Annotated in this window: 22 protein-coding genes and 1 pseudogene; 11 read left to right on the top strand and 12 right to left on the bottom strand. The window is 39.6% G+C overall.

Translation table 11 applies throughout. The features are described 5' to 3' along the window. Nucleotides 1-174: 174 nt before the first annotated feature. Nucleotides 175-561 carry a DUF1830 domain-containing protein gene (locus NMK36_RS19910; protein ID WP_072718787.1) on the bottom strand — a complete coding sequence of 129 codons (387 nt, stop codon included), beginning with the start codon at nt 559-561 and terminating at the stop codon, nt 175-177. A gap of 475 nt (nt 562-1,036) precedes the next feature. On the opposite strand from NMK36_RS19910, the gene NMK36_RS19905 reads away from it, so the two are divergent. Together NMK36_RS19905 and NMK36_RS19900 are read left to right on the top strand one after the other, a co-directional pair. Next, nucleotides 1,037-2,605, top strand: a complete 1,569-nt coding sequence (locus NMK36_RS19905; RefSeq protein ID WP_072718785.1) for a photosystem II high light acclimation radical SAM protein — start codon at nt 1,037-1,039, stop codon at nt 2,603-2,605. 105 nt (nt 2,606-2,710) lie between these two features. Further along, entirely contained in the window at nt 2,711-4,063 is a 1,353-nt protein-coding gene (locus tag NMK36_RS19900; RefSeq protein ID WP_072718784.1) for an FAD-binding oxidoreductase, read from the top strand. Between the two features lie 186 nt (nt 4,064-4,249). On the opposite strand, the gene NMK36_RS19895 is transcribed toward NMK36_RS19900, so the two are convergent. Together NMK36_RS19895 and NMK36_RS19890 are read right to left on the bottom strand one after the other, a co-directional pair. Beyond that, a complete protein-coding gene (locus NMK36_RS19895; RefSeq protein ID WP_072721577.1) occupies nt 4,250-5,461 on the bottom strand; it encodes an ISAzo13 family transposase in 1,212 nt (403 codons plus the stop codon). 130 nt (nt 5,462-5,591) lie between these two features. Further along, a pseudogene (locus NMK36_RS19890) lies at nt 5,592-5,780 on the bottom strand (IS701 family transposase); the annotation flags it as partial. A 431-nt stretch (nt 5,781-6,211) separates the two neighbouring features. Here NMK36_RS19890 and NMK36_RS19885 point away from each other — a divergent pair. Next, nucleotides 6,212-7,564, top strand: a complete 1,353-nt coding sequence (locus tag NMK36_RS19885; RefSeq protein WP_072719903.1) for an NF038130 family PEP-CTERM protein — start codon at nt 6,212-6,214, stop codon at nt 7,562-7,564. A 176-nt stretch (nt 7,565-7,740) separates the two neighbouring features. Here NMK36_RS19885 and NMK36_RS19880 read toward each other — a convergent pair whose 3' ends face one another. Beyond that, nucleotides 7,741-8,334 (bottom strand): hypothetical protein, encoded by a 594-nt coding sequence (locus NMK36_RS19880; protein ID WP_254174476.1) that lies wholly within the window; start codon nt 8,332-8,334, stop codon nt 7,741-7,743. A 401-nt stretch (nt 8,335-8,735) separates the two neighbouring features. On the opposite strand from NMK36_RS19880, the gene NMK36_RS19875 reads away from it, so the two are divergent. After that, nucleotides 8,736-9,503: an HpsJ family protein gene (locus tag NMK36_RS19875; RefSeq protein ID WP_254174475.1), complete on the top strand. Its 768-nt coding sequence runs from the start codon at nt 8,736-8,738 to the stop codon at nt 9,501-9,503. Nucleotides 9,504-9,522: 19 nt separating this feature from the next. On the opposite strand, the gene NMK36_RS19870 is transcribed toward NMK36_RS19875, so the two are convergent. From NMK36_RS19870 to NMK36_RS19845, 6 genes are all read right to left on the bottom strand, one after another. Continuing rightward, nucleotides 9,523-10,911 carry an energy transducer TonB gene (locus NMK36_RS19870; protein WP_254174474.1) on the bottom strand — a complete coding sequence of 463 codons (1,389 nt, stop codon included), beginning with the start codon at nt 10,909-10,911 and terminating at the stop codon, nt 9,523-9,525. A gap of 58 nt (nt 10,912-10,969) precedes the next feature. Then, entirely contained in the window at nt 10,970-11,797 is an 828-nt protein-coding gene (locus NMK36_RS19865) for a precorrin-2 C(20)-methyltransferase (RefSeq protein WP_367997195.1), read from the bottom strand. A gap of 79 nt (nt 11,798-11,876) precedes the next feature. Then, nucleotides 11,877-12,119: a hypothetical protein gene (locus tag NMK36_RS19860; protein ID WP_254174473.1), complete on the bottom strand. Its 243-nt coding sequence runs from the start codon at nt 12,117-12,119 to the stop codon at nt 11,877-11,879. A gap of 58 nt (nt 12,120-12,177) precedes the next feature. Beyond that, nucleotides 12,178-12,393: a chlorophyll a/b-binding protein gene (locus NMK36_RS19855; protein ID WP_254174472.1), complete on the bottom strand. Its 216-nt coding sequence runs from the start codon at nt 12,391-12,393 to the stop codon at nt 12,178-12,180. Between the two features lie 320 nt (nt 12,394-12,713). Continuing rightward, nucleotides 12,714-13,856, bottom strand: a complete 1,143-nt coding sequence (locus NMK36_RS19850) for a UDP-N-acetylglucosamine-transferase (RefSeq protein ID WP_254174471.1) — start codon at nt 13,854-13,856, stop codon at nt 12,714-12,716. A 98-nt stretch (nt 13,857-13,954) separates the two neighbouring features. Then, nucleotides 13,955-14,587: a hypothetical protein gene (locus tag NMK36_RS19845; protein WP_072719897.1), complete on the bottom strand. Its 633-nt coding sequence runs from the start codon at nt 14,585-14,587 to the stop codon at nt 13,955-13,957. 401 nt (nt 14,588-14,988) lie between these two features. Here NMK36_RS19845 and NMK36_RS19840 point away from each other — a divergent pair, with 401 nt between their 5' ends. Beyond that, nucleotides 14,989-16,062 carry a hypothetical protein gene (locus NMK36_RS19840; RefSeq protein ID WP_139295077.1) on the top strand — a complete coding sequence of 358 codons (1,074 nt, stop codon included), beginning with the start codon at nt 14,989-14,991 and terminating at the stop codon, nt 16,060-16,062. Between the two features lie 33 nt (nt 16,063-16,095). Further along, a complete protein-coding gene (locus tag NMK36_RS19835) occupies nt 16,096-16,464 on the top strand; it encodes a hypothetical protein (RefSeq protein WP_072719895.1) in 369 nt (122 codons plus the stop codon). A 33-nt stretch (nt 16,465-16,497) separates the two neighbouring features. Here NMK36_RS19835 and NMK36_RS19830 read toward each other — a convergent pair whose 3' ends face one another. Both NMK36_RS19830 and trpS read right to left on the bottom strand, forming a co-directional pair. Continuing rightward, the gene (locus tag NMK36_RS19830) at nt 16,498-17,385 is read right to left on the bottom strand and encodes a methylenetetrahydrofolate reductase (protein WP_072719894.1); all 888 of its coding nucleotides are present in this window, start codon (nt 17,383-17,385) and stop codon (nt 16,498-16,500) included. Between the two features lie 229 nt (nt 17,386-17,614). Then, nucleotides 17,615-18,622, bottom strand: coding sequence for a tryptophan--tRNA ligase (trpS, locus tag NMK36_RS19825; protein WP_072719893.1), 1,008 nt, complete (start codon nt 18,620-18,622; stop codon nt 17,615-17,617). A 152-nt stretch (nt 18,623-18,774) separates the two neighbouring features. Between trpS and NMK36_RS19820 the strand changes: the two genes are divergently transcribed. The 5 genes from NMK36_RS19820 (at nt 18,775) to NMK36_RS28835 (ending at nt 22,974) form a co-directional block, all read left to right on the top strand. Further along, the gene (locus NMK36_RS19820; RefSeq protein ID WP_072719892.1) at nt 18,775-19,074 is read left to right on the top strand and encodes a hypothetical protein; all 300 of its coding nucleotides are present in this window, start codon (nt 18,775-18,777) and stop codon (nt 19,072-19,074) included. 72 nt (nt 19,075-19,146) lie between these two features. Then, a complete protein-coding gene (locus NMK36_RS19815) occupies nt 19,147-19,992 on the top strand; it encodes an ion transporter (RefSeq protein WP_072719891.1) in 846 nt (281 codons plus the stop codon). A 66-nt stretch (nt 19,993-20,058) separates the two neighbouring features. Continuing rightward, nucleotides 20,059-20,289 (top strand): hypothetical protein, encoded by a 231-nt coding sequence (locus NMK36_RS19810; protein ID WP_072719890.1) that lies wholly within the window; start codon nt 20,059-20,061, stop codon nt 20,287-20,289. Continuing rightward, nucleotides 20,279-21,457 carry an 8-amino-7-oxononanoate synthase gene (gene bioF, locus NMK36_RS19805; RefSeq protein ID WP_072719889.1) on the top strand — a complete coding sequence of 393 codons (1,179 nt, stop codon included), beginning with the start codon at nt 20,279-20,281 and terminating at the stop codon, nt 21,455-21,457. The genes NMK36_RS19810 and bioF overlap by 11 nt, the downstream gene beginning before the upstream one ends. Nucleotides 21,458-21,714: 257 nt before the next feature. Further along, nucleotides 21,715-22,974, top strand: coding sequence for an S-layer homology domain-containing protein (locus NMK36_RS28835; RefSeq protein ID WP_302184673.1), 1,260 nt, complete (start codon nt 21,715-21,717; stop codon nt 22,972-22,974). Nucleotides 22,975-23,048: the final 74 nt, after the last annotated feature.

Raw genomic sequence — 23,048 nt, 5'->3', positions numbered from 1 at the left:
TCTAATAACTAGGCGGCTAAAGCCGCTAATCGGTTTTCCTCCTGGCTCTGAAGAGACAAGGTTTCCAACCTCTAGGAGGTCTTGATGACACCGAGCATCGCGCTGCATCAATGAACCGGGATCAACTGATAGTGCGATGGGTGTCATAATTTTGTTATCAAGGTTTTTTTTAAATTAATCAACAGCAGTTAAAGCTGGAGTTGTTAAAGGTTCCAGTTTAACTGTACGCTTACTGGTAAAAGTTCTCGGTTGTGTTAAAGGTTGAGCATTGAGTGTTAAAGGTTTGCCATCATAGTAAATAGACTCTTGATCAATCTGGAGTCGCTCACAAGGAATATTATCCGCAATAATAGCACTGGCCATACTCCCAGTATGAATTTCTAGGGTCGCTTGGGGAATCGCCTCAAACACTAAACGTTGTCCTGGGAATACTACCCGCTCAAAGTACCAGTTCGGAACGTTAGTAATGCGAGCGATCTGAATATGGCTGGTAGCATTAACATAGCAGCACAAAATTCGACCAGAACTATTCGACGGTAGGGGATCAAGAATTTGAGCCATATCTGAATCAAGGGGCTTTGAGCTAAACATTTTATGGATTACTTGTCACGTTAACATTTGCTGATCCCCGTTGGTTGTAACTGCGACTACCAATCAGCTATTGTACTCACCATTTTTTGGGCAAACTTCTCAACCCATTCAAAGGTTTCACCTGATTTTAAAGAAATTCTTTCAAAATTAAAATTCTGAAAAAAGTTGAGCTTCAGGGGATGGGGATCGATTAATCCCTGTCCCCTGTGCTTATCCAAACTTCATCATTTTCTCAGATTGGCAACCCTAAACGCACCAAAATTCGTTAGTGCGTAGCACTAGGGAACAGGGCCAGGGAATAGGGAATAGTAAGAAATGAAAGGATTTCGGAATTTAGAATTGTCCTAACTGTAATGCGTAGCGCTATAGTGTTAAGGAATGTTAAATGAAGTCGATATAACTTCACTGATTTTAGCCTTAGTTCCGCCTGACCCACAGCAGCCCTATGGAAGATAAGATCCTTTACGTCCGTCTCCCCTGTAACCCCATTTTCCCAATTGGGGTGGTTTATCTGTCTGATCACGTTCACAAGCTGTTTCCCACCGTTCAACAACGCATTTTTGATTTAGGGGCTGTTCCTCCTTTGGATTATGCTGCTGCATTGGATGCTTGTGTCGATGAGTTTCAACCAACATTATTAGTGTTTTCTTGGCGAGATATTCAAATTTACGCGCCTGTGGGCGGACGGGGTGGAAATCCTCTGCAAAATGCCTTTGAATTTTATTATGCTAAAAACCCTTTAATTAAATTACGGGGAGCGTTGGGCGGCTTAAAGTTAGCGTCGTCCTATTATACCGAACTGTGGCGCAATTTAGGATTAATTAAACGCGGATTATCTCGTTCTCAAAAATATAACCCTCAAGCGCGGGTTGTTGTTGGGGGCGGGGCTGTCAGTGTTTTTTATGAACAGTTGGGAACAAGTTTACCGAAAGGAAGTATTGTTTCTGTTGGGGAAGGGGAAAGTTTATTAGAAAAGTTATTAAGAGGGGAGGATTTAGCCGAGGAACGTTGTTATATTGTGGGAGAAACAACACCGCGAGATCGCTTAATTCATGAACAACCCATGAATTTTGAAAAAACAGCTTGCAATTACGATTATATTGAAACAATTTGGCCGGAATTTCAATATTATTTTCAAGACCAAGACTTTTATATTGGCGTACAAACAAAGCGGGGTTGTCCCCATAACTGTTGTTATTGTATTTACACGGTCATTGAAGGAAAACAAGTTAGAATTAATCCGGCTGATGAAGTTGTAGCGGAAATGCAGCAACTTTATAACCGGGGAATTAGAAATTTTTGGTTTACCGATGCTCAATTTATTCCCGCCCGTCGATTTATTGATGATGCGGTAGAATTATTACAGAAAATTCTTGATGCCGGGATGAGCGATATTCACTGGGCGGCTTATATTCGGGCGGATAATTTAACCCCTGAATTATGTCAATTAATGGCAAAAACGGGGATGAATTATTTTGAAATTGGCATTACTAGCGGTTCCCAGGAATTAGTTAGAAAAATGCGGATGGGATATAACCTACGAGTGGTTTTAGAAAATTGTCAAGATTTAAAAGCAGCCGGGTTTAATGATTTGGTTTCGGTAAATTATTCCTTTAATGTCATTGATGAAACCTTTGATACCATTCGTCAAACTATCTCTTATCATCGGGAATTAGAAGCGATTTTTGGGGCGGATAAAGTGGAACCTGCGATTTTCTTTATTGGGTTACAACCCCACACCCATTTAGAGGAATATGCCTTCAAAAAGGATATGTTAAAACCAGGGTATAATCCCATGAGTTTAATGCCTTGGACAGCCAGAAAATTACTCTGGAACCCAGAACCATTGGGATCATTTTTTGGGGAAATCTGTTTAGAAGCCTGGAACCGCAACCCCAATGATTTTGGACGCACGGTAATGGATATTTTAGAAGAACGTTTAGGACGAGCCCCCTTAGAAGAAGCGTTAAGCGCGCCGATTTCTGGGGAAAAACAGTTGGCTACTATTCGTTAATTCCGTTTCATCGGTGGGGTGTATCAGTGCGGTGCACGCATCCCACACGAAGCTATTATTAATATTATAAAGACTATAATAAAATTTTCTCGTTAAAGCCTAGCCATGATTGATATTAACTGGGATACCTTCTGTTCTGAACTATCAGGGATTGAAATTATTCGGGATCAAACCCAAGTGATGAAACTGTCTCAAGACTATTACCATTTCAGTCCGATTTTGCAACCGTTACTTAAGGATAAAACCGGAGATGTTGTGGTGCGTCCCACAACGGAAGCTGAAGTTTTACAAGTGGCTAAAGTTTGTGTGAAATATAAAGTTCCGCTTACAGTTCGGGGTGCGGGAACCGGAAATTATGGACAGTGTATTCCCTTAGAAGGGGGAGTAATTTTAGATATTTCTAAATTGAATACTATTAAATGGATAAAACCGGGTTTAGCTTGTGTAGAACCGGGGGTAAAATTAGCAGCATTTGATAAACAAGCGCGGGAAATGGGATGGGAATTACGCATGGTTCCTTCCACCTATCGGACTGCAACAATTGGAGGATTTATTGAGGGGGGAAGTGGGGGAATTGGTTCCATTACTTATGGACAATTACGAGATCGCGGTAACTTACAAGCTGCGCGAGTTGTGACACTGGAAGATGAACCAAATATCATTGAATTAAGAGGGGATGATGTGCAGAAAGTCAATCATGCTTATGGTACAAATGGAATTATTACTGAGTTAGAAATTCCCTTAGCTCCTGCCTATCCTTGGTCAGAAATTATTGTTACCTTTGATGATTTTATGACCTCGGCTCGATTTGGTCAAGCCTTAGCGTTATCCGATGGGGTTATTAAAAAATTAATCTCTGTTTGTGCATCTCCCATCCCCTCCTATTTTACTGCATTTAAAGATATAATTCCAGCCGGAAAACACGCAGCATTGTTAATGATTTCGGAAACCAGTTTAGAACCTTTTCAAGAATTAGTGAAGGAATATCAGGGAGAAATTTGTTATCAAAAATCCTCCCAGGAAGCCGGGAAAGGAACAACAATTATGGAATATACTTGGAACCATACGACGTTACACGCTCGGAGTGTAGATCCGTCTATTACTTATTTACAAACTTTATTACCTGCGGATCGAAAATTAGAATTATTGGAACATCTTTATGATCATTTTGGGGATGAAGTCATGCAACATTTAGAGTTTTTAAGATTGCATGGAGAAATGCACCCCGCCTCTTTACAGTTAGTTCGATTTACCACAGAAGAACGGTTAAATGAAATTATTCGTTATCATGAAGAACGAGGTGCTGTTATTTTCAATCCCCATACTTATATTTTAGAGGATGGAGGGATGAAAATGATTAATTTAGAACAGTTACAATTTAAGCAACAAGTAGACCCTTATGGATTATTAAATCCGGGAAAAATGAAAGCTTGGTTAGAACGCGAAAAATATCTTTAATCCTATTTAATAGGATTATAATCTTAATTTAGTCATCATTAATCATTAAATCCATAGCTTGATTTAATATCCCTCTTCTGTCACTCTCCGAAATCAACAAGTAATAAAAAGTAGAGTTATCCATTGGGAAAATAAGATTGAAATTGATTAATATTCTCAATTAGGAATGAAAAATCAATAAATGGATTAATGAGTGAGTTGAGGTACGGCTCGATAGTTCCATTTGGGTAAATATTCATCAAAAACAATTTTCAGAGTTTTTTTGAAATGATCAGTTACCTTCCGACCCGTTTGATAGACCTGATCAACGACATTAACAACGACAGATAGCCCTGTATTAGTACGAGTTTTTTCCATGAGAGTTTTGACCAAACCAAGACTGGTAAAAATCACTCCTTGACAAGCTCGAGTTAGATGAGGAAAAAGTCGATGTTCAATGGGATTATATTTAGATGTATAGGGAGGGTAATGAGCAATTCTGATCTCAATTCCAATTTCATCCACTAACTTTTGTAAATCTTGTTTAAAAATATAATGATTAGCATTATTACTGCCACCCCCATCACACTTAGCTAAAATCGAATTGGCATGAGGATAGAGAGCTTTTCCATAATGATTCCACCAATGTTTAAGAGCATTACAAGCAAATTCACTGGTATCTTTACTGTTACCTAATGTTACATATCCTCGGTTTTTTTGAGTATCGTAAATGCCATGGGGAATGACTTTTCCATGACCTAAGCTCCAAAAATCATGATCCCAAGTAGTAACAGGCTCAGTTGTATACAGAGTACCTGGACGATATAAATTCCCTAAAACTTCTTTCTTTTTAGTGTCAAAACTAATAATAGGATTACCGGCTTCTCTATACAGGGTATCGAGTCTAGCAATATTTTCAAATTGAGCATTTCGGTCTTTATTAATTCCTGTAGTTTGCTTTTTTTGTGCTTTTCGCTTGACATACCCATGCTTTTTTAAGAGTTTCTTTACGGTGGGAGGACTGATATTAAATCCGGCTTCCTTAAGTCCCAAAGCAATTTCTTTGTGGGTTAAATTAGTCCATTTAATTGACTCGTTCATAGGATCTCCGGCTGTGCGGGACTTTAACACTTCTAAAAAGGCTTCATCTATTCCAATTTGGGTGGAAAAAATACTTTTTCTTCCTCCTCCTTTTTTTCTAATTCTTACATCATTAATAGTCTGTTCATCCAGTTCTTTTAACTCTTTTATTCCTCGGACGATTGTGTTTCGAGTACAACCCAACAGTTTGATGATATAACTAATTCCTCCCCATCCCAGTTTTTGAGCCTCTATCGCTGCATATCTTCTTTTATCCTTTTCTGATAAAGAGTTATAAAACTTTTTCATTTCTTCCTCAATTGAACTAGAATAAAACATAGGTTTTAAGTTAAGTTGTGTAGTTTAATCGAAAAATCCGTTGCCCGGTTCTCTCAATTTTTGTAAAATCTGCCATCAGTGCCTATACTTCATTATACCTGAAGCCCATCAAGTTATTACTTTTTCATTCCTTAGCAATTTCCGGTAAAGATTTTCTCGGAATTGGTGAGATAATTCCTAGATGTAAGTATTTAAAACATTCGTAACTTCTCACTTCTGGGAATAGGTCTTTATAACCTTGACAATATTCATCAATCACTGAAACTGTTGGTTGTGCATCTCGGGCTAAATGTTTGATCATCTGTAATTCTACATCCATTACCCTATCCCCCTTCTAGCTACCCATCTGGTTTATTTTCTAATTTTACTCCTCGGAGACTGACAGAAGAGGGATATCAATTAATTTTATTTTTAGTTTAAATTACAGATTTACCCAATCTTTACATAAATACCGATAAATTGACCAAAATTTTATAGACATCTACATTAGATTGTTTATAATAACATATAGAGAAACAAAAGAACTCGAAAAGCTCACTAGCTCAAAGCGTTCAGAAACTCACTATTAAAGTTGGGTGCTAAAGTTCTTACAACAAATGGGAACTTTCTATATTAAGAAAACATAGTCAGCAATCACCGTCTAAAGTGACATGAATCACCCAAAAATCTATCAAAATCGATTTTAATAAGATTCAGCATCACAATATAGACGAAATTCTAAGAAAACCTTCTACTTTCTGGAGAAAACCCATGGCAGCTTCATTAAAAAAAATCTTAATTGGCACTTCTGTCGCAGTGGGAATGAGCACGATTGCTAGTCTCCCAGCGAAAGCCGCCTCTTTTGACTTTGACAATAGCGAAACCAATTACGCTACCTATACCCACAACAGCAACAAACTTTGGATTCAAGGCAATGAAGCTGCCGCCATCAGCGCTTTAACTGATGGTAATCTTCAAACGAACGTAGAACTCAACTACAATAATGAAACCAATAGTTCCAGCGTGGGTTTTACCGCGAAAGCCGGAAAGTACACCGCTAAAGTGTCCAGTGTGACGACGGCTGAGTTCAACACTTTCCAAGGGGAATGGTTAAATGGCTTGTTAAATGCCTATCAACCTCTAAAAACAGTTTGGAATAACTTAGCATCCCCTTTCCAAAATTTAGCCCTTGAAGCCTTCAAGAGTACCGTTGGTTTTGGAGATCCCAACATTGCTGAGTTTTCCTTAGATAAAACGGGCGCGATGTCAATGAAAACCTTGGGTTTCTTTGACCTGAAGGCGAAAGTCAATACCATCATTGGTGGATATAGCAATACTATCACTTCACCCCTTGCTCAAGCCAAAACCGCACTTGCTGACATCAATGGCAAGATTACTACTGTTCAGGGGCAGATTGACACCCTCAATACAGGCATTATCACCCTTAAGCAAAATATTACCGATGCCAATAAGGCCATTGACGGTCTTAATGGACAGATTAGCACTGCCCAAGGATCTGTTGATACCCTCACTCCATTGGTGGCTAACGCTGCTAATGACCCCAACTACAAGTCGGGAATCAGCAAACTTGCGACTCAGAGAACTACTGCCGAAAAAAATGCAATCAATAATTATAACACCTTAAACGGCAACTTATCAACAGCAAAAGCCGGATTAGCAACATTAAATGATAAGTTATCAACAGCAAAAGCCGGATTAGCAACATTAAACGGTAAGTTATCAACAGCAAACACTACATTAGAAACGGCGCAAAACGGATTATCACAGTTGCAAGCTAAGAAAGGAGATGTAACCTCCGCACTTGCCACCCTGACCGAAACTCAAAAACAGGTTGATTCCTTGAACAATGCCCTGAATCAAATTCAGCATTTACAAATCAGCGAAATCACCAAAGTTGAACTCAATGGTAAAGCCCAGTACGTCTACGGTTTCAACGCAGAAGCATCAAACTTCACCGCTAAAGATGATGGACAATCCTACAGTGGTGTCTTTTCTTGGAATCAAGCGGGTGTACCTGTGGCTGTTCCTGAACCCTCTACAATCTTAGGACTGATAGCCGTTGGTGGTTTGTTCGGCGCAGCCAAACGCAAAAATCATTCATAAGGTTAATGAAACACTACACAATTGACCATTAGGCAATAACAGAGGAGTTGAACTCCTCTGTTATTGTTAGAGTTTGAGAAAAAGCTGATCAATATAAGCTCTGTGGGCATTAGGATGGAAAGGAAGGGTGATATTGATTTAGAAATTTGGACGTAAGGTAAGTTAGGTAGATGTAATCAACTTTTACCCTCAAAAATAGAATGAGTAGGATTTGTACAAGCATAGGCAGCACCGCCATTTGGCAAAGTAGCAAATCCAGGGCAAGTACCCCAAGTGCATTGAGCCGCTGCTAAATATTTGTCGTAGTCTTTGCTTTTGACACATTTAGCCCAGGCTTCTGGATCAGTTCCAGAACTAGAGCATTGCATAGTCAAAGATAAACCGATGGCTTTAAGAGCGCAACCTGCATGAACGTTGCATACACCTTTTCCGTAAGCTTTGCTGTAGATCGTTTTTCCACCGGGAGGTGAGCTTAAATTAACGATGGTTGTTGTATTAATGGTGGATAAACTACTGGTTTGACTAGGAGTGTCCAGGAAAGTTGTGGGAGTAATTTTTAATTGTTGAGAAACAGGATGAAGCACATTGGTTTGTTCTGTCCTCACAGAGACTTTTTGAGTGAAAACATCATTGAGGTCAGTTTTATTGAAAACGTTATTGAGGTCAGTGCTATCGGTGCCGAAGAACAACACTGCCTGGGATGGGGTTGCTGCCAGTGCCGTGACCATAAATAAACTAGCACTAGCAATAGAAGCTAGTAATTTTTTCATAAATATCTTGTTAAGTTAGAGCAGATGTATTGTTGAGTTAGAGCAGATGCAAATTTTAGATTTTATGGTAAGGGTTATGCAGTTCGATGATCAGTATCAAGGGAACGAACTAACCTTTCTCTATATTCATTATAACGCTCTGAAGCTTTCTATGCAAGTATAAAAGCCTAAAATCTGGTCAATCATCAAAGAATTTACAAAATTCGTGAGCAGTAAAATTAAATACTAAGTAATATCTTATCTCCGTATAAACACTAATGTTATAATGGACGACTAGAAGGGCTCAGACGGTGAAATCATCCCAGGGAAAACATCTTCAGGCAATATGAGGAATATGGGCTATTCCAGAAAATTGCCAATCTGAGAGTATTAAGGAATAGTTATTTAAAAAAAATCTGATTATGAAATCTAAGCATCCTAGTAAGATTCCCTCTCAATCGGCTGGTTTTTTAAAGCTAGCAGGAGTAATTTTATTTTGGGTTTCGATTGTTAATATTATCTTATTATTTTTTCCTTTAAATTTAGGAGATTTGGAATGGCAAGTTCAGTTTACGACTCAAATGGCTGAACAGGGAATTATTCCTATCCTGGCGATTGCTTTAATGTTTTGCGCCTATGGATTAGAAGATTTATCAGGAGTTTCAGCCGATGAGACTCAATCCAAATTTAATAGTTTAAAATTTTGGGTTTATTTGATTTCTACTATTTTAGGCTTAATTTATCTATTATTAATTCCCCTTCATTTTGCCAATGTTTATGCGGCGAGTAATCAAGCTATAGAACGTCTTAATCAAGACGCTGAACAGGCAAAAAAACAAGTGTCTGAACAGTTGCAACTGCAACAGACTCAAATGACAGATTTATTACAAAATAATCAAAAACTGGAAGAATATATTGCCAGTAAACAACTAACGCCGGAAGAATTAGAACGCTTAGAACAATTTAAAAAGAATCCCGAAGCTTTAAATCTGCAAGCCTCGGCATTAAATGAGCAATTCAAACGGGATATTGAAGAACGCCGTCGGCAAGCTGAAATGAAATCCAAACAAGGAAGTTTAAAATCCAATGTCAGAACTGGCGTAACCAGTTTGCTGTTAGCCAGTTGTTATCTCACCATCGGTTGGAGTGGATTAAGAGAAGGAAAAGCCCGTAAAAAAGCTCGTCGTTAGTCCACTCCTAACTTTTAATTTAAGGATTAGATTCAGGTTGAGGTTGGGGGGAAGGAGATTGTTCGGGGTTGGGTTGGTCAGACTCCGGGGGTTTTTGTTCAACAGGGTTAACAGGTTGTTCGGTTTCTGAGGTCGGGGGTGTGGGTTGTGCGGGAGGAGGGGAAGAAACCGCAGGCGTATTATCAGGTTGGGGAGTTGGATTATTAACCGTTTTGCAATTTTCCTCACTATTAAACTGAAATTGAATTTGATAAGCTTTCGGTGAATTTGTCGGGTCAAAGGTCATTTCCTGGACGGCTGCTTTTGCCGCATCATCCAACACTGGATAACCTGTGGCTAATAAAACTTCTGGCCCTTGTAAAATCTCCCCGGTTTCACCCACCGCTACCCCAATTAACGCTTTCCCCGTTAGCTTTTGTTCACAAGCTGCATTGGGATATAAATTATTAACTCCGATGGGAGAGGTGGTTTCTAAATTAGGATAGTTGGTAAGTAAACCATTGACCCAGTTCAGATAGGCACTTCCGCCTTGTAACATTGCTGTTTGCTGTTCATTGACGACACCTTCAGGGGGTTGGGGGTTGGAAGTAGAAGGTTGTTGTTGTAAACCCTTTTCCAGTCCTGCCAAAATTGAACCTTTGGGGTGAGACGGTTGAACGTTAGGATTATTTTCAGGGGGTGGGGTATTAGTAGGATTATCGTTTTGATTGGGGGTTTTAGGGCCACAATTGGCATTATTAAACATGGGGGGACAATCAACATCCTGGCCCAAATCTCGGATTAACTGTTGTCGCAAGGCTAATTCATCATTTGGGGGTAAACTCCCCGGTTGTTTTAACTGTCCAGATTGTCCAGGGGGAGGGGAAGAATTAGAGTTATCGAAACCTAAAGGTGGCCCTGGAACAAAAGATAAAGATGGATTAGAGTTAGGCAGAAATCCGATAGAACCGGAATTGAGATCATTAGAATTAGAATTAGACCCTTGAGAAACAACGGGGGGTAAACGATAGCTGGGTAAACTGGGGGAATTACTGGGGGGTGGTAAGGGAATATTCGTTGGCCACACCGGGAGGGATGACGCCTGCATAAAGTCTTCCGGTGCAGGGGGGGGAACAATATTATCAGTTGAAGGGACGGGAAGAACGGATAAAGATGAGGAAAGAGAATTTAAGGGGGTAAATGATAATTTAGGGGGAGGCGCCGGATAAACGCGACTAATTTGTTCAGGAGAGAGTTCAACGACTTGAACCGTTGGGGGTAATTTAATCGATTTAGAGTAAAAATTAATATATTGAATATTGGCAGCAAATAAGCCATGAACCCCCAAGGATGCCAACACACACAATACAACGGGTGGGCGAAAGGTGGGGGGGAAAAATTCAGTTAAGGAGGTTGTCGAAGCCGTCATAATAAACGTTAAAGTTTAAACTTGAATAAAATTACAAATTTAATTAATCCTATCTGTTTTAGCACGTTTGCTTGCTGGTGTGAGCCAAGGTTGTTTTGATAATCAGGATCGAAAAATAGGATAAACGTAAATGGGGGCGATCGCTTAACCCAGTATAAATAACTTGGTTAGGTAGGGTCGCCCTTTCTACAATATAAGCCTGTTCTAGCAAATTGAACCGTTGTAACACGTCCCAAACTTGCTGATAAACGGAACTAACTTTCATCAACACCACAACATCCGCCTGGTGCAGGGTTGTTTCTAAGTCGGCGATCGCATAAATTGCAGGTAAAATTGCCAACTTTTGATCCCGAATGGTGAGGGGAATACCCAAACTTGCTACCGCCGCGAGGGGAGAACAAATTCCAGGGATGGTCTGCACTAGAACTTCAGGACGAAATTGTTTGAGGGTTTGTGCCAAATAGGTGAAGGTACTATAAAAACTGACATCTCCTTCGCAAACAAACGCCACATCCTGTCCCTGTTCTAAATAAAGCCAAACGGTTTCGGCGGCTTGTTGCCATGCTTGATGAAGAATGACCTCATCTTGAACGTAGGGAAAGGTTAAGGGAAGTTTAAGCTGATCGGATTTTAACCAAGGGGCGATGATTTGTTCGGCTATTCCTGGTTTATCCCCAACTCCAGCCGGAAAAGCCACAATGGGAACTCTTTGCAAGAGATGATACCCTTTTAAAGTGATTAATTCAGGATCACCTGGCCCCACACCAATTCCATAAAGTTTACCCCAGGATTGAGAGTCATGATCATACATAAAAATAATCGGTTCTTCGGTAGATAGGATTTTTGGGGAATAGGTAATGGGGATTCCCCATTCATTATTAATCATAACAAAAAAAGCCCTCGAAAATATAATTTCCAGGACTTAATAAATATGATTAGATAGGAAGGACAAAATACCGAATAATTTAAGCAATATTACTAAAAATTATTGCTCCTAAAGCCCCGGCAACACCTAAAGCAATCAATAAGTTTGTGAAGAAACGACCTGATTCTTGATTAAAGCCTAGCGCCTTATCTTCTTGACCTGCGGTAAAAAACAATGACCAGGCTTGGTTGGTATTGATCACTTCAGAGGAAGTATTAAAACTAGGTCTAAATACAACAGGGCCTAGTAAGTAGTAGTTAGGAAAGTTAAAGTCAGTTTTCATTGGGATTCTCCAAAATAATAGAAATTAATCAGTACAAAATATCTTGACAATATTGTCTTTATAGACTTGTTAGCCAGCCAATCAATCCATGTCCAGTCAGGACTTCCATGGCCAATGCTGAAACAAATCCAACCATTGCTAACCGACCATTGAGTTTTTCGGCGTATTCGCTGAAGCCAAACTGCTGGGCATCATCGACATACATTTTGGGTTCAACGGCATAAACATTAGCTCGCCCACCATCTTCAATGATTTGTCCGCGAGTTGTGATCATCTTGAATCCTTGTTTGGCTTTATGTAAATTAATATAACAGAATGTAAAGAATTATTGCAATACTCTTGGCAAAATATTTTTTTCACTCCCAGTTGCCCCTGAATTATGTCTATCGGGATGGAGTCGCCGGACATCCATTGCTGAGTAGCTAACCTATATATAGGATAGAACGCCGTAACTTGGCGGAAAGCTACTGCTGTTGATACTCCCCGCTCTCAAGAGACGGGGATTCTTCAGCAGTCCAGAGACGGACTCTTAAAGGCATAGTCAAAGTGCCCCTAGACACTCCGCAAAGATTAATTTCTAGCGTTATGCTTACTTTACGAATTACTGATGACTGATTTTGTGGGAATTCCTTTTGAGGCAGTTTCTGATATTTCTTGGGTTTGGAAATTAATCCCACAAAAGCTTTGATAATCTTCTAAGGTTCTGATATTGCCAATATCATAAATTTCTAAACTATCTAATTCTAAAGGAGTTATTCTTAATATTTTTTTGATACGTTCTCTGGATTTTTGTTCTAATTTGTACCATTCGGAATTAATATCCCAATGTTTTTTAGCATTGGTACGAGTATAATAGTGATAAATTGTAATTTTATGAGGATAGAAAATATCCCATCCTTTTGTCCAAGCTCTGGTTGAAAGGGTAATTTCTTCTCCGCGAAAATACAAAAAGGGATCATAGGGAACGTCTAAATAAAATTGTCGGGGGGCGAAAATAAATCCTCCGGCTAGAAACATTCCTAACTGAGGTTCAGAATAGGACGCGATACTTTCTCCAGCAATAAAACTCAGAATACCATGTTCATCAAAATGATGGGCGGTTAAACGAGTGCAGGGATATCCGGGGGGAATTTCATCGGGGGGAATATAAGGGGGAGTATAGGCAGAAAGCACGGGTTTGGGACTCGGACATTGGGCAAGTTGTTGCAGTAATAAACTATCCCACCCTTCGACAAATCGATGGTGACTATCTAATTGTAAAATAAAATCTTCATCATGCAGTAAACGTTGACCGAGGGATCTTGCCCAACACACACCGAGGGATTGTCGGGCATCAATTTCTATCATTTTACAGGGGAATTCCTGCATTTTTTCAGTGATTATTTCATCTTCCCCTGGAATAAATTGCCAAACAATTCCAAAGGTTATTTTTTCAGGACGGTGGGCTTTTTTTAACGCATCTTTAAGGGTAGGAATGAGTTCAGAATCTCGATAGGCTGCTAAATGTAAAAAGAGTTTGGGATCGGTAAAATTAAGTTTGGGTAAAGATAAAAGTTGGGTTTGGGCGATCGCAGACGGTGAATCAGAAGAAACCGTTGGGGTAATATTCTGTGCCAATTCTAATATTTTAAAGGCAACAGCAGCCCGTTCTGATGCAGGCAAAGTTCCATCTATCAAAATAGAATCTAAGGTTTTGATAGATTGGGAGACGAGCATTTGCAGGGAGGAGTCTAACATGATGAGCAACCCCTAAAAATCAAAAGAATTCTCTTCATAAAATACTATAAATCAAGGGTTAAATCCGTTAAAGACTCCGGTTTTACCTGATTTATTATTTAATCAACAATGGCTTTGAGTAACACATCCATTAAACTCATCGCTCCTAAATCCGATAAAGTAATGGTATTACAAATATCAAATTTAGCACCCTGACTTTGTAAATCGTCATCAAGGATATGGAAAAATTCTGTTACATCGGAGTTAGAACCCACTTGAATCAGTTCAATGGCTAATTCTTCATCTCGGTTCAGTTGATTAGCAGCATCAATCATAATCTGTCTGAGGGCGGTGGGATTTTCAATTTCTCCAGACGTTACAATAATAATTGTTTCGCCATTGGCTTTGGCTTGTTCCGTTGCGCGACGTCCAAAATAGTTATCGGTCGCATCTTTTAGCACCGGAGATAAACGATTTGTTCCAGAGGGTTGATGTTGTTCAAAGATATAAATTACTTTGTCAGATGTGACTTTTTCATAGCGTTGAAATTGATCAGAAAATAAATAAAGCGTAATCCCATCAGGATCAAATTGTTCACAATAGCTGGCGATCGCTAAAATCGATTCTTGAAGCAACTCCCAGCGACTTTTGCCTTCGGATTGTTCAAGGGTTGCCATACTATTACTACTATCAATAATCAGCGTGTAATCTCGCTCGCGTAAAACCGATCCTCCTTCTAACAAAATGTCCATTTTTGTTGGCTCCCATTTTTGACGGTATTATTAACCTAGCAGGTCTTGGAATCATTCAACCCAAACTGTAGGCAATTCAGTAATTGATATGTTAGGATGGGGCGCAATCGCTAATCTTGAGTAAGGTTTCAGGCTAATCTACAGTTGTGGGTCTGTTCCTCTTACCCAGAAACCGAGTTTTTCAAGTCGTTTCCCTGGGACAGAATTGAACTGTATCCCTAAAGTTGGGTAACGATACCGGAAAATAGACTCAGGTTGTTGAAGCTCTCTTGGCACAGTTTGATGTTCTAAGATAGGGATTTTTCCCGGATGACAGGATTTGACTGTATCAGAGGAAACAAATCTTGGAATGTCTGTGTCATCTGTGCCATAAGTTGTCCAGTATTCGTGGATGCTTCCCCATGAAACCTAGCCCCTCCAAACGTCGCTGGAGAGCGACTTCCACTGTAAATGAGAAGCAGCCGCGCCCTTTGATTTTGGCGTTGATGTTGACTGGCGTTTTAGCTTTAGAAGCTTATCCAACGGTTGTACAATCTGCTTTTGCTCAGACCCAAGCCCTGCTTTCTCACTCCATGACAGTTGCTCAAAAGCGTCTCTCTGCTTCTGTTGAGCCTGAAAATCAATCCTTATGGGATCTATCCCCAAACACCACAGTTGCTTCGCAGGTGACACCGACTTATCGCGTGTTACCGAACCCTTTATTTAATGTTAAAGGACAGTTACCGAAAACCCTTCCAGTTGTTTTTGAAACAAAGCCATTAAATCCCGAATGGGTAGAATATTCTGCCGAGGCTGCTCCGGTTTTACCCGTTTTAGTCGATACAAAGGTTCGGGAAATGATTGCTAAACAATCAGGAGTTGCGCTCACCGATCTTAAAATAGTGGAAGCGCGTCAACAAACTTGGCCCGATACCTGTTTAGGACTCGCAGCAGCAGAGGAAGTGTGTGGACAAATGTTGGTGCGAGGATGGCGAGTGGTGGTGTCCGATAGCCACCAAACTTGGGTTTATCGTACAGATGCTCAGGGTAGAAATATTCGCTTAGAATCTCAAAATCATTCCTTTAAGGTACCTTCTTCCCTCTTAGAAACTGTGTTTGAGGATATCCATCAACAGTCGGGTTTATCGCGTTCTGAATTAACTTTGGAAGCGGTGGAGGAACAACTATGGCCCGATGGCTGTTTAGGGTTAGCAGAACCGGGGATGTTTTGTACCCAAAGTTTAGTGACGGGTTGGCGGATGATTATCGGTCATAAAAATCAACGTTGGGTTTACCGCACTAATCAAACGGGTTCTAAGTTTAAACTGGATCAAGCTGCAAGTTCAGTTATGCCCAGTTTGCGGGTACAATTTCTCAAGATTCCCAGGGAGGATATTTTATCGCCTTGGACAAGAACTTTAGTGGCTCATCTGCCCACTCCCTGTCAAGTTTCAAATTTTGTTAATTTATCAATAGGGCAAAGTTGTCCAAATTAATACTGATTTTGAAACTACGATTAACGATAAAATATGGCTGATTTAAGTGGAATTTGGCTAGGAACCTATTGGCAACAGGGAGTTCCAACTCGTTTTGAAGTGACATTTATTCAAAGCGGGAATACTTTGGCGGGGAATATTTTAGATGAGGGTTATTTGGGAGAAGCTCAAATTAGTGGGACAGTGGTGGGTCGTGGAGTGAGTTTCACGAAACAATATTTAACGACTTCTCCTGACTTGGTAAGTTATACGGGTACTGTCTCTGAGGATGAAAATTATCTTCAGGGACAATGGCAAATTAGCCGTTTATCATCGGGAGCTTGGGAAGCTTATCGCAGTGAGGATAATTTAACTTTGGAATTGAATAATAAAATTGCTCAAAAGGTTCCGGTTGTTTCATAAGAAATCGCCTCTGTTCCCCATCTTCGTTCTTTCCTATAAAGGTTTAATTCCAGCTAAATCTAAGATTTTAGGAATTAAATCTTCCCGTTTAACTGCCATAATATGCACACCTTGGCAAAGTTGACGGGCAATTTTAACTTGTTCAGAAGCAATTAAAATGCCTTCTTCTAAGGGATTTTTTGCTTGTTCTAAGCGATTAATAATGCTATCAGGAATATGAACACCGGGAACAAATTTATTAATAAATCGTGCATTTTTAGCCGATTTTAATAGAAAAATTCCGGCTAAAATGGGTTTTTGAGTTCCGGCGGCAATTTCGGTCATAAATTTATCTAATTTTTCAAAATCGGTGATTAATTGACTTTGAAAAAATTGGGCTCCGGCTTGCAGTTTTCGTTCAAAGCGGCTTTGTAAGCCTGACCAACTGGAAGATTGGGGATCAACCGCAGCACCTGCAAATAAGTCTGTTGCGCCATCGGGTAAGGGTTTTTGATTCCAATCTAAGCCGTGATTGAGTTTATCAATGGCTTGTAATAAACGAACTGATTCTAAATCAAAAACGGCTTTTGCATCGGGGTGATCTCCTGCTTTGACCGGATCACCGGTTAAGGCTAAAATATTTCTAATTCCTAACGCATGGGCTCCTAATAAATCTGATTGTAATCCGATTCGATTGCGATCGCGACAAGCCACTTGGCAAATGGGTTCGACTCCGTGATGCAGCAGAATAATGGAAGCCGCGAGGGAACTCATACCTAAAACAGCCCGACTACCATCGGTAATATTAACTCCATGAACACGACCTTTGAGCAGTCTAACCATTTCAATCATGTGGTTTGGATCTGTGCCTTTTGGGGGTGCGACTTCAGCCGTAACAATAAATTCATCTAGGGTTGAACAAGCAGTACGAAAACGGTTCATTCTTAAGGGTTGATGTTGTTTTTCAAAGGTTGTTTTTTAGAAGTTTAAAAATTGATGAAAGTTTCCAAATTATATCAGAAATCAGGATAAGAACTTGATTACATTTTTTTCTTGATCCCCTAAATTTTATCAGAATTATAACAGTTGTGGAAACACAGTTAGGCTAAGAACTGATGTAGCCAACCCAGGAAGTTTTTTTTCTCTGGGTTTCCTATTCCCGATTATCAAATTACAATGGTCGGGAATATCCCATTGCATCTTTAACCCGATTTAGGGTTTCATTGGCGACAGCTTCGGCTTTTTCTCGACCTGTTCTTAATACAGATTCTAAATAGCCTTGATCATCCATCACGGCTTTATATTTTTCTTGAATGGGTTTTAGACTTTCAATGACAGTTTCTGTGAATAAAGGTTTAAATTGACCCCATCCCATGTCTTGACATTCGGCGGTAACTTCTGCTTTGGTTTTATTGGTTAGAATGCCATAAAGCATTAATAAATTATGACATTCTGGACGGTCAGAATCATCAAAGGTTAAACCTCGAACTGAATCCGTTTTACAGCGTTTAATTTTTTTAGTAATTGTATCGGGATCATCTAATAAATTAATTCGGCTTAATTCTGAAGGATCGGATTTTGACATTTTTCGAGTTCCATCGGTGAGACTCATCACCCGTGCACCTTCGGGACGAATTAAAGGTTCAGGTAATTTCAGGACAGCCTTCTTTTGACCGAATAAATGATTAAATCTTACTGCAATATCACGGGTTAATTCCAGATGTTGTTTTTGATCTTCTCCGACGGGAACTTTATCCGCATCATAAAGTAAGATATCCGCCGCCATTAAGACGGGATAATCGAGTAAACCCGCGCTGACATTTTCCCCCTGTTTAATGGCTTTTTCTTTAAACTGAATCATATCTTGTAGCCAATTAATCGGGGTAATACAATTAAGAAGCCAGGTGAGTTCACTATGGGCGGAAATATGGGACTGAACAAAAATTGTAGAATAGTCTAAATCGATGCCACAAGCTAAATATAGGGCGGCAATGGTGTAGGTATCTGCGGCTAAGGTGGCTGGATTATGAGGAACGGTAATCGCGTGTAAATCGACAACACAGAAGAAGTTATCGTATTGCGCTTGATTATCGACCCAGTTGCGAATAGCACCGAGGTAGTTCCCCAGATGAAGGTTTCCGGTCGGTTGTACTCCTGATAGAACTCGCTGTTTACCCATGAGATTGATATCAACTGAACTTAATACTCTATCTTGGCATGAATGGGAGTCAGTCGTCAGTCCCTGGGGAAATTTGATCTGGGGTTTGGGGATTCTCAGAATTTAATTACATAATGAGAACAAGACTCTAAATAGTTAAGGAGAAAACCTGGATGACTGTTCCGAGCAAAAATTGGGTTGAGCAACTGAAAACCTGTTTAGACTTAGCAAAAGCGGTAGAAACTCATCCTGAAGCTAATCAATGTTTTGATGAACTTTTGACAGTGATTAAAACAGAATCTCCCCAAATGGCAGAATTATTAAACTTAATTTGGCAAGATTTGATCTCGGCTCGCCGTGCGGCTTCTTTTTGGGAACAAATGTCAGATGTTGAAAAAGACATGGCAAGTAATATGATGGAAACGATGACTCAAATGCGACAAAATCAGCTAAGGTTAATTCAAGAAATGTAAAAAAATACAGATAACTGATAACTGGTAGAGACGTGCCATGGCACGTCTCTACTGATAACTGACAATAAATCAATGGCTAGAAAAATTAAGCGTCGCATATTTCTAATTTTAGAAGCAAAAGAGCATAAACAAACTTTAAGCCGTGCTTGTGAATATTTTTTGATATTTCTAATTATTTCCAATACTTTGGCTGTTTGTATAGAATCTATTGAAGAAATTTTTAAAGCTTATGAATTTTATTTCATTGCTTTTAACCGATTTTCAGTTGGGGTTTTTACATTAGAATATCTATTAAGGGTATGGTCATGTACAACCCTTGATAGATATCGCCATCCGATTTGGGGAAGACTCCGATATATGGTAACACCCCTAGCGATTATTGATTTAATTGCTTTCTTACCCTTTTATCTCCCTTTTACGAATGCTGACCTAAGAAGTATCAAATTATTTGGATTAACTCGATTTTTACAGCTTCTAAAATTAGGTCGTTATTCTCGTGGAATTAAAATTTTAGGTGAAGTCATTCACTTGCGTCAGGAAGAACTAATTTTAACCTTAAATATTGTATGTTTTTTATTGATTTCTTCGGCTACATTAATTTATTTTGTCGAGCATGAAGCTCAACCGGATAAATTTCCCAATATTCCGGCGGCGATGTGGTGGGGGATTATTACTTTAACCACAGTCGGTTATGGAGATATTTATCCCATTACTCCTTTAGGAAAAATATTAGGGGGAATTTTAGCTTTATTAGGCATTGGACTTTTTGCCTTACCTGCGGGGTTAATTGCGTCGGGTTTTACTGAAGTGATCACAGCTAATAAAAAGTTAGCTCAAACTCCTCCCCCTAGAATTTGTCCCCACTGTGGAAAACCTCTGGATGAAACCCTTAATAATCCAACCCATCTCAGGGATTAATCAACGTTGCAGTTATGCTTTAAAATGTTCAATATCATCACAGGGAAATCAAGAGGAATCTGAATCATGAGTCTGGAACGAAGACACTTTAGAGGAATGTTTGAACCGACGGAAGTGGTTGAACTCCGTCAACTTTGTTTTACTCCCAGTCGTATTTTTGAACCCGGACATTATATCGCTGGGGATTTACCCGATATTGCCTTTGATCTGGGATTAGTTGATAAATTACCTCCGGTTCGTGGCGAAAGTGCCGAAATCAGTCAACCTTATTCTTCCGATATTGAACATGATCAATGATGCTTACGCTTGGATAGAAAAAGCCCTTGAGACGATTCATAAAGTCGATTGGTATCGTTCTGTTCAAACGGTAGAAAATCAAGCAGGTGCTACCCTGATCATTGACGGGAAACCCTTGATTAATTTTGCGAGTAACGATTATTTAGGATTAGCCGGAGATCAACGGTTAATTGATGCGGCTATTGCCGCAACTCAAGCATTTGGAACCGGAGTTACGGGTTCTCGATTGTTAACGGGACATCGCCAACTCCATCGAGATTTAGAATTAGCGATCGCTCATTTTAAACAAACAGAGGATGCCATTGTTTTTAGTTCTGGTTATTTAGCAAATATTGGCACGATTAGTGCTTTAGTTGGACAACGGGATTTAATTCTATCTGATGAATATAACCACTCTAGTCTTAAAAATGGCGCGAAAATGAGTGGCGCAACGGTGTTAGAATATCAACATAATAATCCTGAACAGTTAAGAGAACTCCTCGAAGAACATCGTCTTCCTTATCGAAAAGCACTGATTATTACCGATGGTGTTTTTAGTATGGATGGAGATTTATGTCCTTTACTGGATTTACTTGACATCAGTGAAGAATTTTCCTGTATGTTATTAGTAGATGAAGCTCATGCTACGGGAGTTTTTGGAAAAACAGGAGCCGGATGTGTAGAGTATTTTAATTGCACCAAAGAAACTTTAATCCAAATGGGAACCCTGAGTAAAGCGTTCGGAAGTTTAGGAGGTTATGTGGCAGGTTCGGCGGAACTCATTGATTTTTTAAGAAATCGTGCACCGAGTTGGATTTATACTACTGGATTAAGTCCGGCGGATACTGCTGCGGCTTTAGCTGCGATTAATATTGTGCAAACTGAACCTCAACGACGGGAACAATTATGGCAAAATGTTGAAACTTTAAAAACCCTATTCCAAGAAAAACAACTCCGCTTTAATATCCCCCTTTCTGAATCTCTTTCCCCCATTTTTTGTGTTCCCATCAAAGATGCAGCAACGGTATTAACTATCGGACAAAAACTCAAAGAGCAAGGAATTTTTGCCGCCGCTATTCGTCCCCCCACTGCTAATACCAGCCGCATTCGGATTTCCTTAATGGCGACTCATACCTTGATACAATTACAAACATTAGTTCAAGTTTTAGCTGAGGTAATTCCTGTCTAAAAATTTCAACTTTGGAAACCTTAAAAGCAGGAAGAGGGAATCTTATACCCCTCTTGATGAACCCAACCCTAAACCTTCACCACTGAGATTAAAATCTGATTCCCATTTTTGCTCTAATTCTCTAATTTCTGTTAAAATGAAACCATTCGCTGATCGATAGCAGTGTTCAAGAAGTTGTCATCAATTAAACTGATATGAAACCGCCAAAAGTATTAATTCTGTCCCCGATTTCCAATTTCCTGTTCCCTGCTAGATCAATGAAACAGATTATTTTAATCCTCAGTTTAATCACTTCCCTTTCTGCTTGTGCTAATAGTCCCACCGGGAAAGCAATAGAAAATTCTCTCAAAGCTGATCCATTATTACAAACCAATACCCCCGCACCTCAAGCAACAACTGCACCCGTTACTAACCCTAAACCTTCTATTCCGCCTGTTGAACTTCCCAGTGATTTTCCCTCAGAAATTCCCCCCTATCCTAACGCAACTTTACAGACGGTGATGCCTCCAACCCCAGATTCAACGGCGGTGATTACCCTCTGGGAAACAACAGATCCTAGTAATGTTGTTCAGGCTTTTTACCAAAAAGAGTTAAAAGCAAAAAACTGGAAAATTATCGAGAATTCTGCTAACGAAAATAACGATAATCTCAGTGCCGAAAAAGATAACTTAAAACTAACAATTGCTCAACAACCTAATCCTCAAGCGGATGGAAAAACCTATTTTCAAATTCGTTATCAACCGCTTCCGGTAGAAACAGTAAGTTCTCCAACTCCAACTCCCACTTCCACTCCAACCTCCACCCCAACTCCAACCCCAACTTCTAATCCTGAAAAACCCAATAACAATTCTGTTCCTAAAGAATTAAGTCCCTTGGTGTCTGATGTTGCCAAGTTGGGTATTTTTAAAGCTCCTAATTCTCAGGAAACCGGAACCTTACCTGATCCTAATGGTAAAATTACTCGCAGTCAATATGCCCGATGGATTGTAGACGTTAATAATCAATTATATGCCAATAATCCCGCTAAACAAATTCGTTTAGCTGTTCCCAGTAGTGACCCTGTATTTACAGATGTTCCCACCACCCATCCTAATTTTGCAGAAATTCAAGGATTAGCGGAAGCGGGGTTAATTCCCAGTCCCTTATCGGGAGATAATACTGTTACCAAGTTTCGTCCTGATTCTAGTTTAACCCGTGAAGATTTAATTCGCTGGAAAGTGCCTTTAGATACTCGACAAGCGTTACCGAAAGCAAGTCTTGATGCTGTTAAAGAACGCTGGGGGTTTAAGGATACCTCTAAAATTGATGCGGGAGCTTTACCTGCTATTTTAGAAGACTATAATAATGGAGACAATTCCAATATTCGTCGGGTTTTTGGGTTTACAACCTTATTTCAACCGAAAAAGAATGTGACTCGCGCCGAAGCCGCAGCCACCCTTTGGTTTTTTGGATTTCAAGGAGAAGGAATTTCAGCCCAAGACGCATTAACTGATACTCCAAAACCCCAACAAAATTAACAAGAGGAATAACAGAACAACAGTTTGATATCGTTAAGTTTAACTTATTAATTTCCTCATATTGTTTTGGTTTT

It is taken from the genome of Planktothrix pseudagardhii (genome assembly GCF_904830925.1).
In the GTDB taxonomy this organism is placed as follows: domain Bacteria; phylum Cyanobacteriota; class Cyanobacteriia; order Cyanobacteriales; family Microcoleaceae; genus Planktothrix; species Planktothrix tepida.
Note: the sequence above shows the minus strand (reverse complement) of the source record. Positions and strands in the feature narration are given on the sequence as shown.

Coding starts and splice junctions, on each gene's coding strand:
- NMK36_RS19910 (WP_072718787.1), bottom strand. CDS start 561: ATGGCTCAAATTCTTGATCCCCTACCGTCGAATAGTTCTGGTCGAATT.
- NMK36_RS19905 (WP_072718785.1), top strand. CDS start 1,037: ATGGAAGATAAGATCCTTTACGTCCGTCTCCCCTGTAACCCCATTTTC.
- NMK36_RS19900 (WP_072718784.1), top strand. CDS start 2,711: ATGATTGATATTAACTGGGATACCTTCTGTTCTGAACTATCAGGGATT.
- NMK36_RS19895 (WP_072721577.1), bottom strand. CDS start 5,461: ATGTTTTATTCTAGTTCAATTGAGGAAGAAATGAAAAAGTTTTATAAC.
- NMK36_RS19885 (WP_072719903.1), top strand. CDS start 6,212: ATGGCAGCTTCATTAAAAAAAATCTTAATTGGCACTTCTGTCGCAGTG.
- NMK36_RS19880 (WP_254174476.1), bottom strand. CDS start 8,334: ATGAAAAAATTACTAGCTTCTATTGCTAGTGCTAGTTTATTTATGGTC.
- NMK36_RS19875 (WP_254174475.1), top strand. CDS start 8,736: ATGAAATCTAAGCATCCTAGTAAGATTCCCTCTCAATCGGCTGGTTTT.
- NMK36_RS19870 (WP_254174474.1), bottom strand. CDS start 10,911: ATGACGGCTTCGACAACCTCCTTAACTGAATTTTTCCCCCCCACCTTT.
- NMK36_RS19865 (WP_367997195.1), bottom strand. CDS start 11,797: ATGATTAATAATGAATGGGGAATCCCCATTACCTATTCCCCAAAAATC.
- NMK36_RS19860 (WP_254174473.1), bottom strand. CDS start 12,119: ATGAAAACTGACTTTAACTTTCCTAACTACTACTTACTAGGCCCTGTT.
- NMK36_RS19855 (WP_254174472.1), bottom strand. CDS start 12,393: ATGATCACAACTCGCGGACAAATCATTGAAGATGGTGGGCGAGCTAAT.
- NMK36_RS19850 (WP_254174471.1), bottom strand. CDS start 13,856: ATGTTAGACTCCTCCCTGCAAATGCTCGTCTCCCAATCTATCAAAACC.
- NMK36_RS19845 (WP_072719897.1), bottom strand. CDS start 14,587: ATGGACATTTTGTTAGAAGGAGGATCGGTTTTACGCGAGCGAGATTAC.
- NMK36_RS19840 (WP_139295077.1), top strand. CDS start 14,989: ATGAAACCTAGCCCCTCCAAACGTCGCTGGAGAGCGACTTCCACTGTA.
- NMK36_RS19835 (WP_072719895.1), top strand. CDS start 16,096: ATGGCTGATTTAAGTGGAATTTGGCTAGGAACCTATTGGCAACAGGGA.
- NMK36_RS19830 (WP_072719894.1), bottom strand. CDS start 17,385: ATGAACCGTTTTCGTACTGCTTGTTCAACCCTAGATGAATTTATTGTT.
- trpS (WP_072719893.1), bottom strand. CDS start 18,622: ATGGGTAAACAGCGAGTTCTATCAGGAGTACAACCGACCGGAAACCTT.
- NMK36_RS19820 (WP_072719892.1), top strand. CDS start 18,775: ATGACTGTTCCGAGCAAAAATTGGGTTGAGCAACTGAAAACCTGTTTA.
- NMK36_RS19815 (WP_072719891.1), top strand. CDS start 19,147: ATGGCTAGAAAAATTAAGCGTCGCATATTTCTAATTTTAGAAGCAAAA.
- NMK36_RS19810 (WP_072719890.1), top strand. CDS start 20,059: ATGAGTCTGGAACGAAGACACTTTAGAGGAATGTTTGAACCGACGGAA.
- bioF (WP_072719889.1), top strand. CDS start 20,279: ATGATCAATGATGCTTACGCTTGGATAGAAAAAGCCCTTGAGACGATT.
- NMK36_RS28835 (WP_302184673.1), top strand. CDS start 21,715: ATGAAACAGATTATTTTAATCCTCAGTTTAATCACTTCCCTTTCTGCT.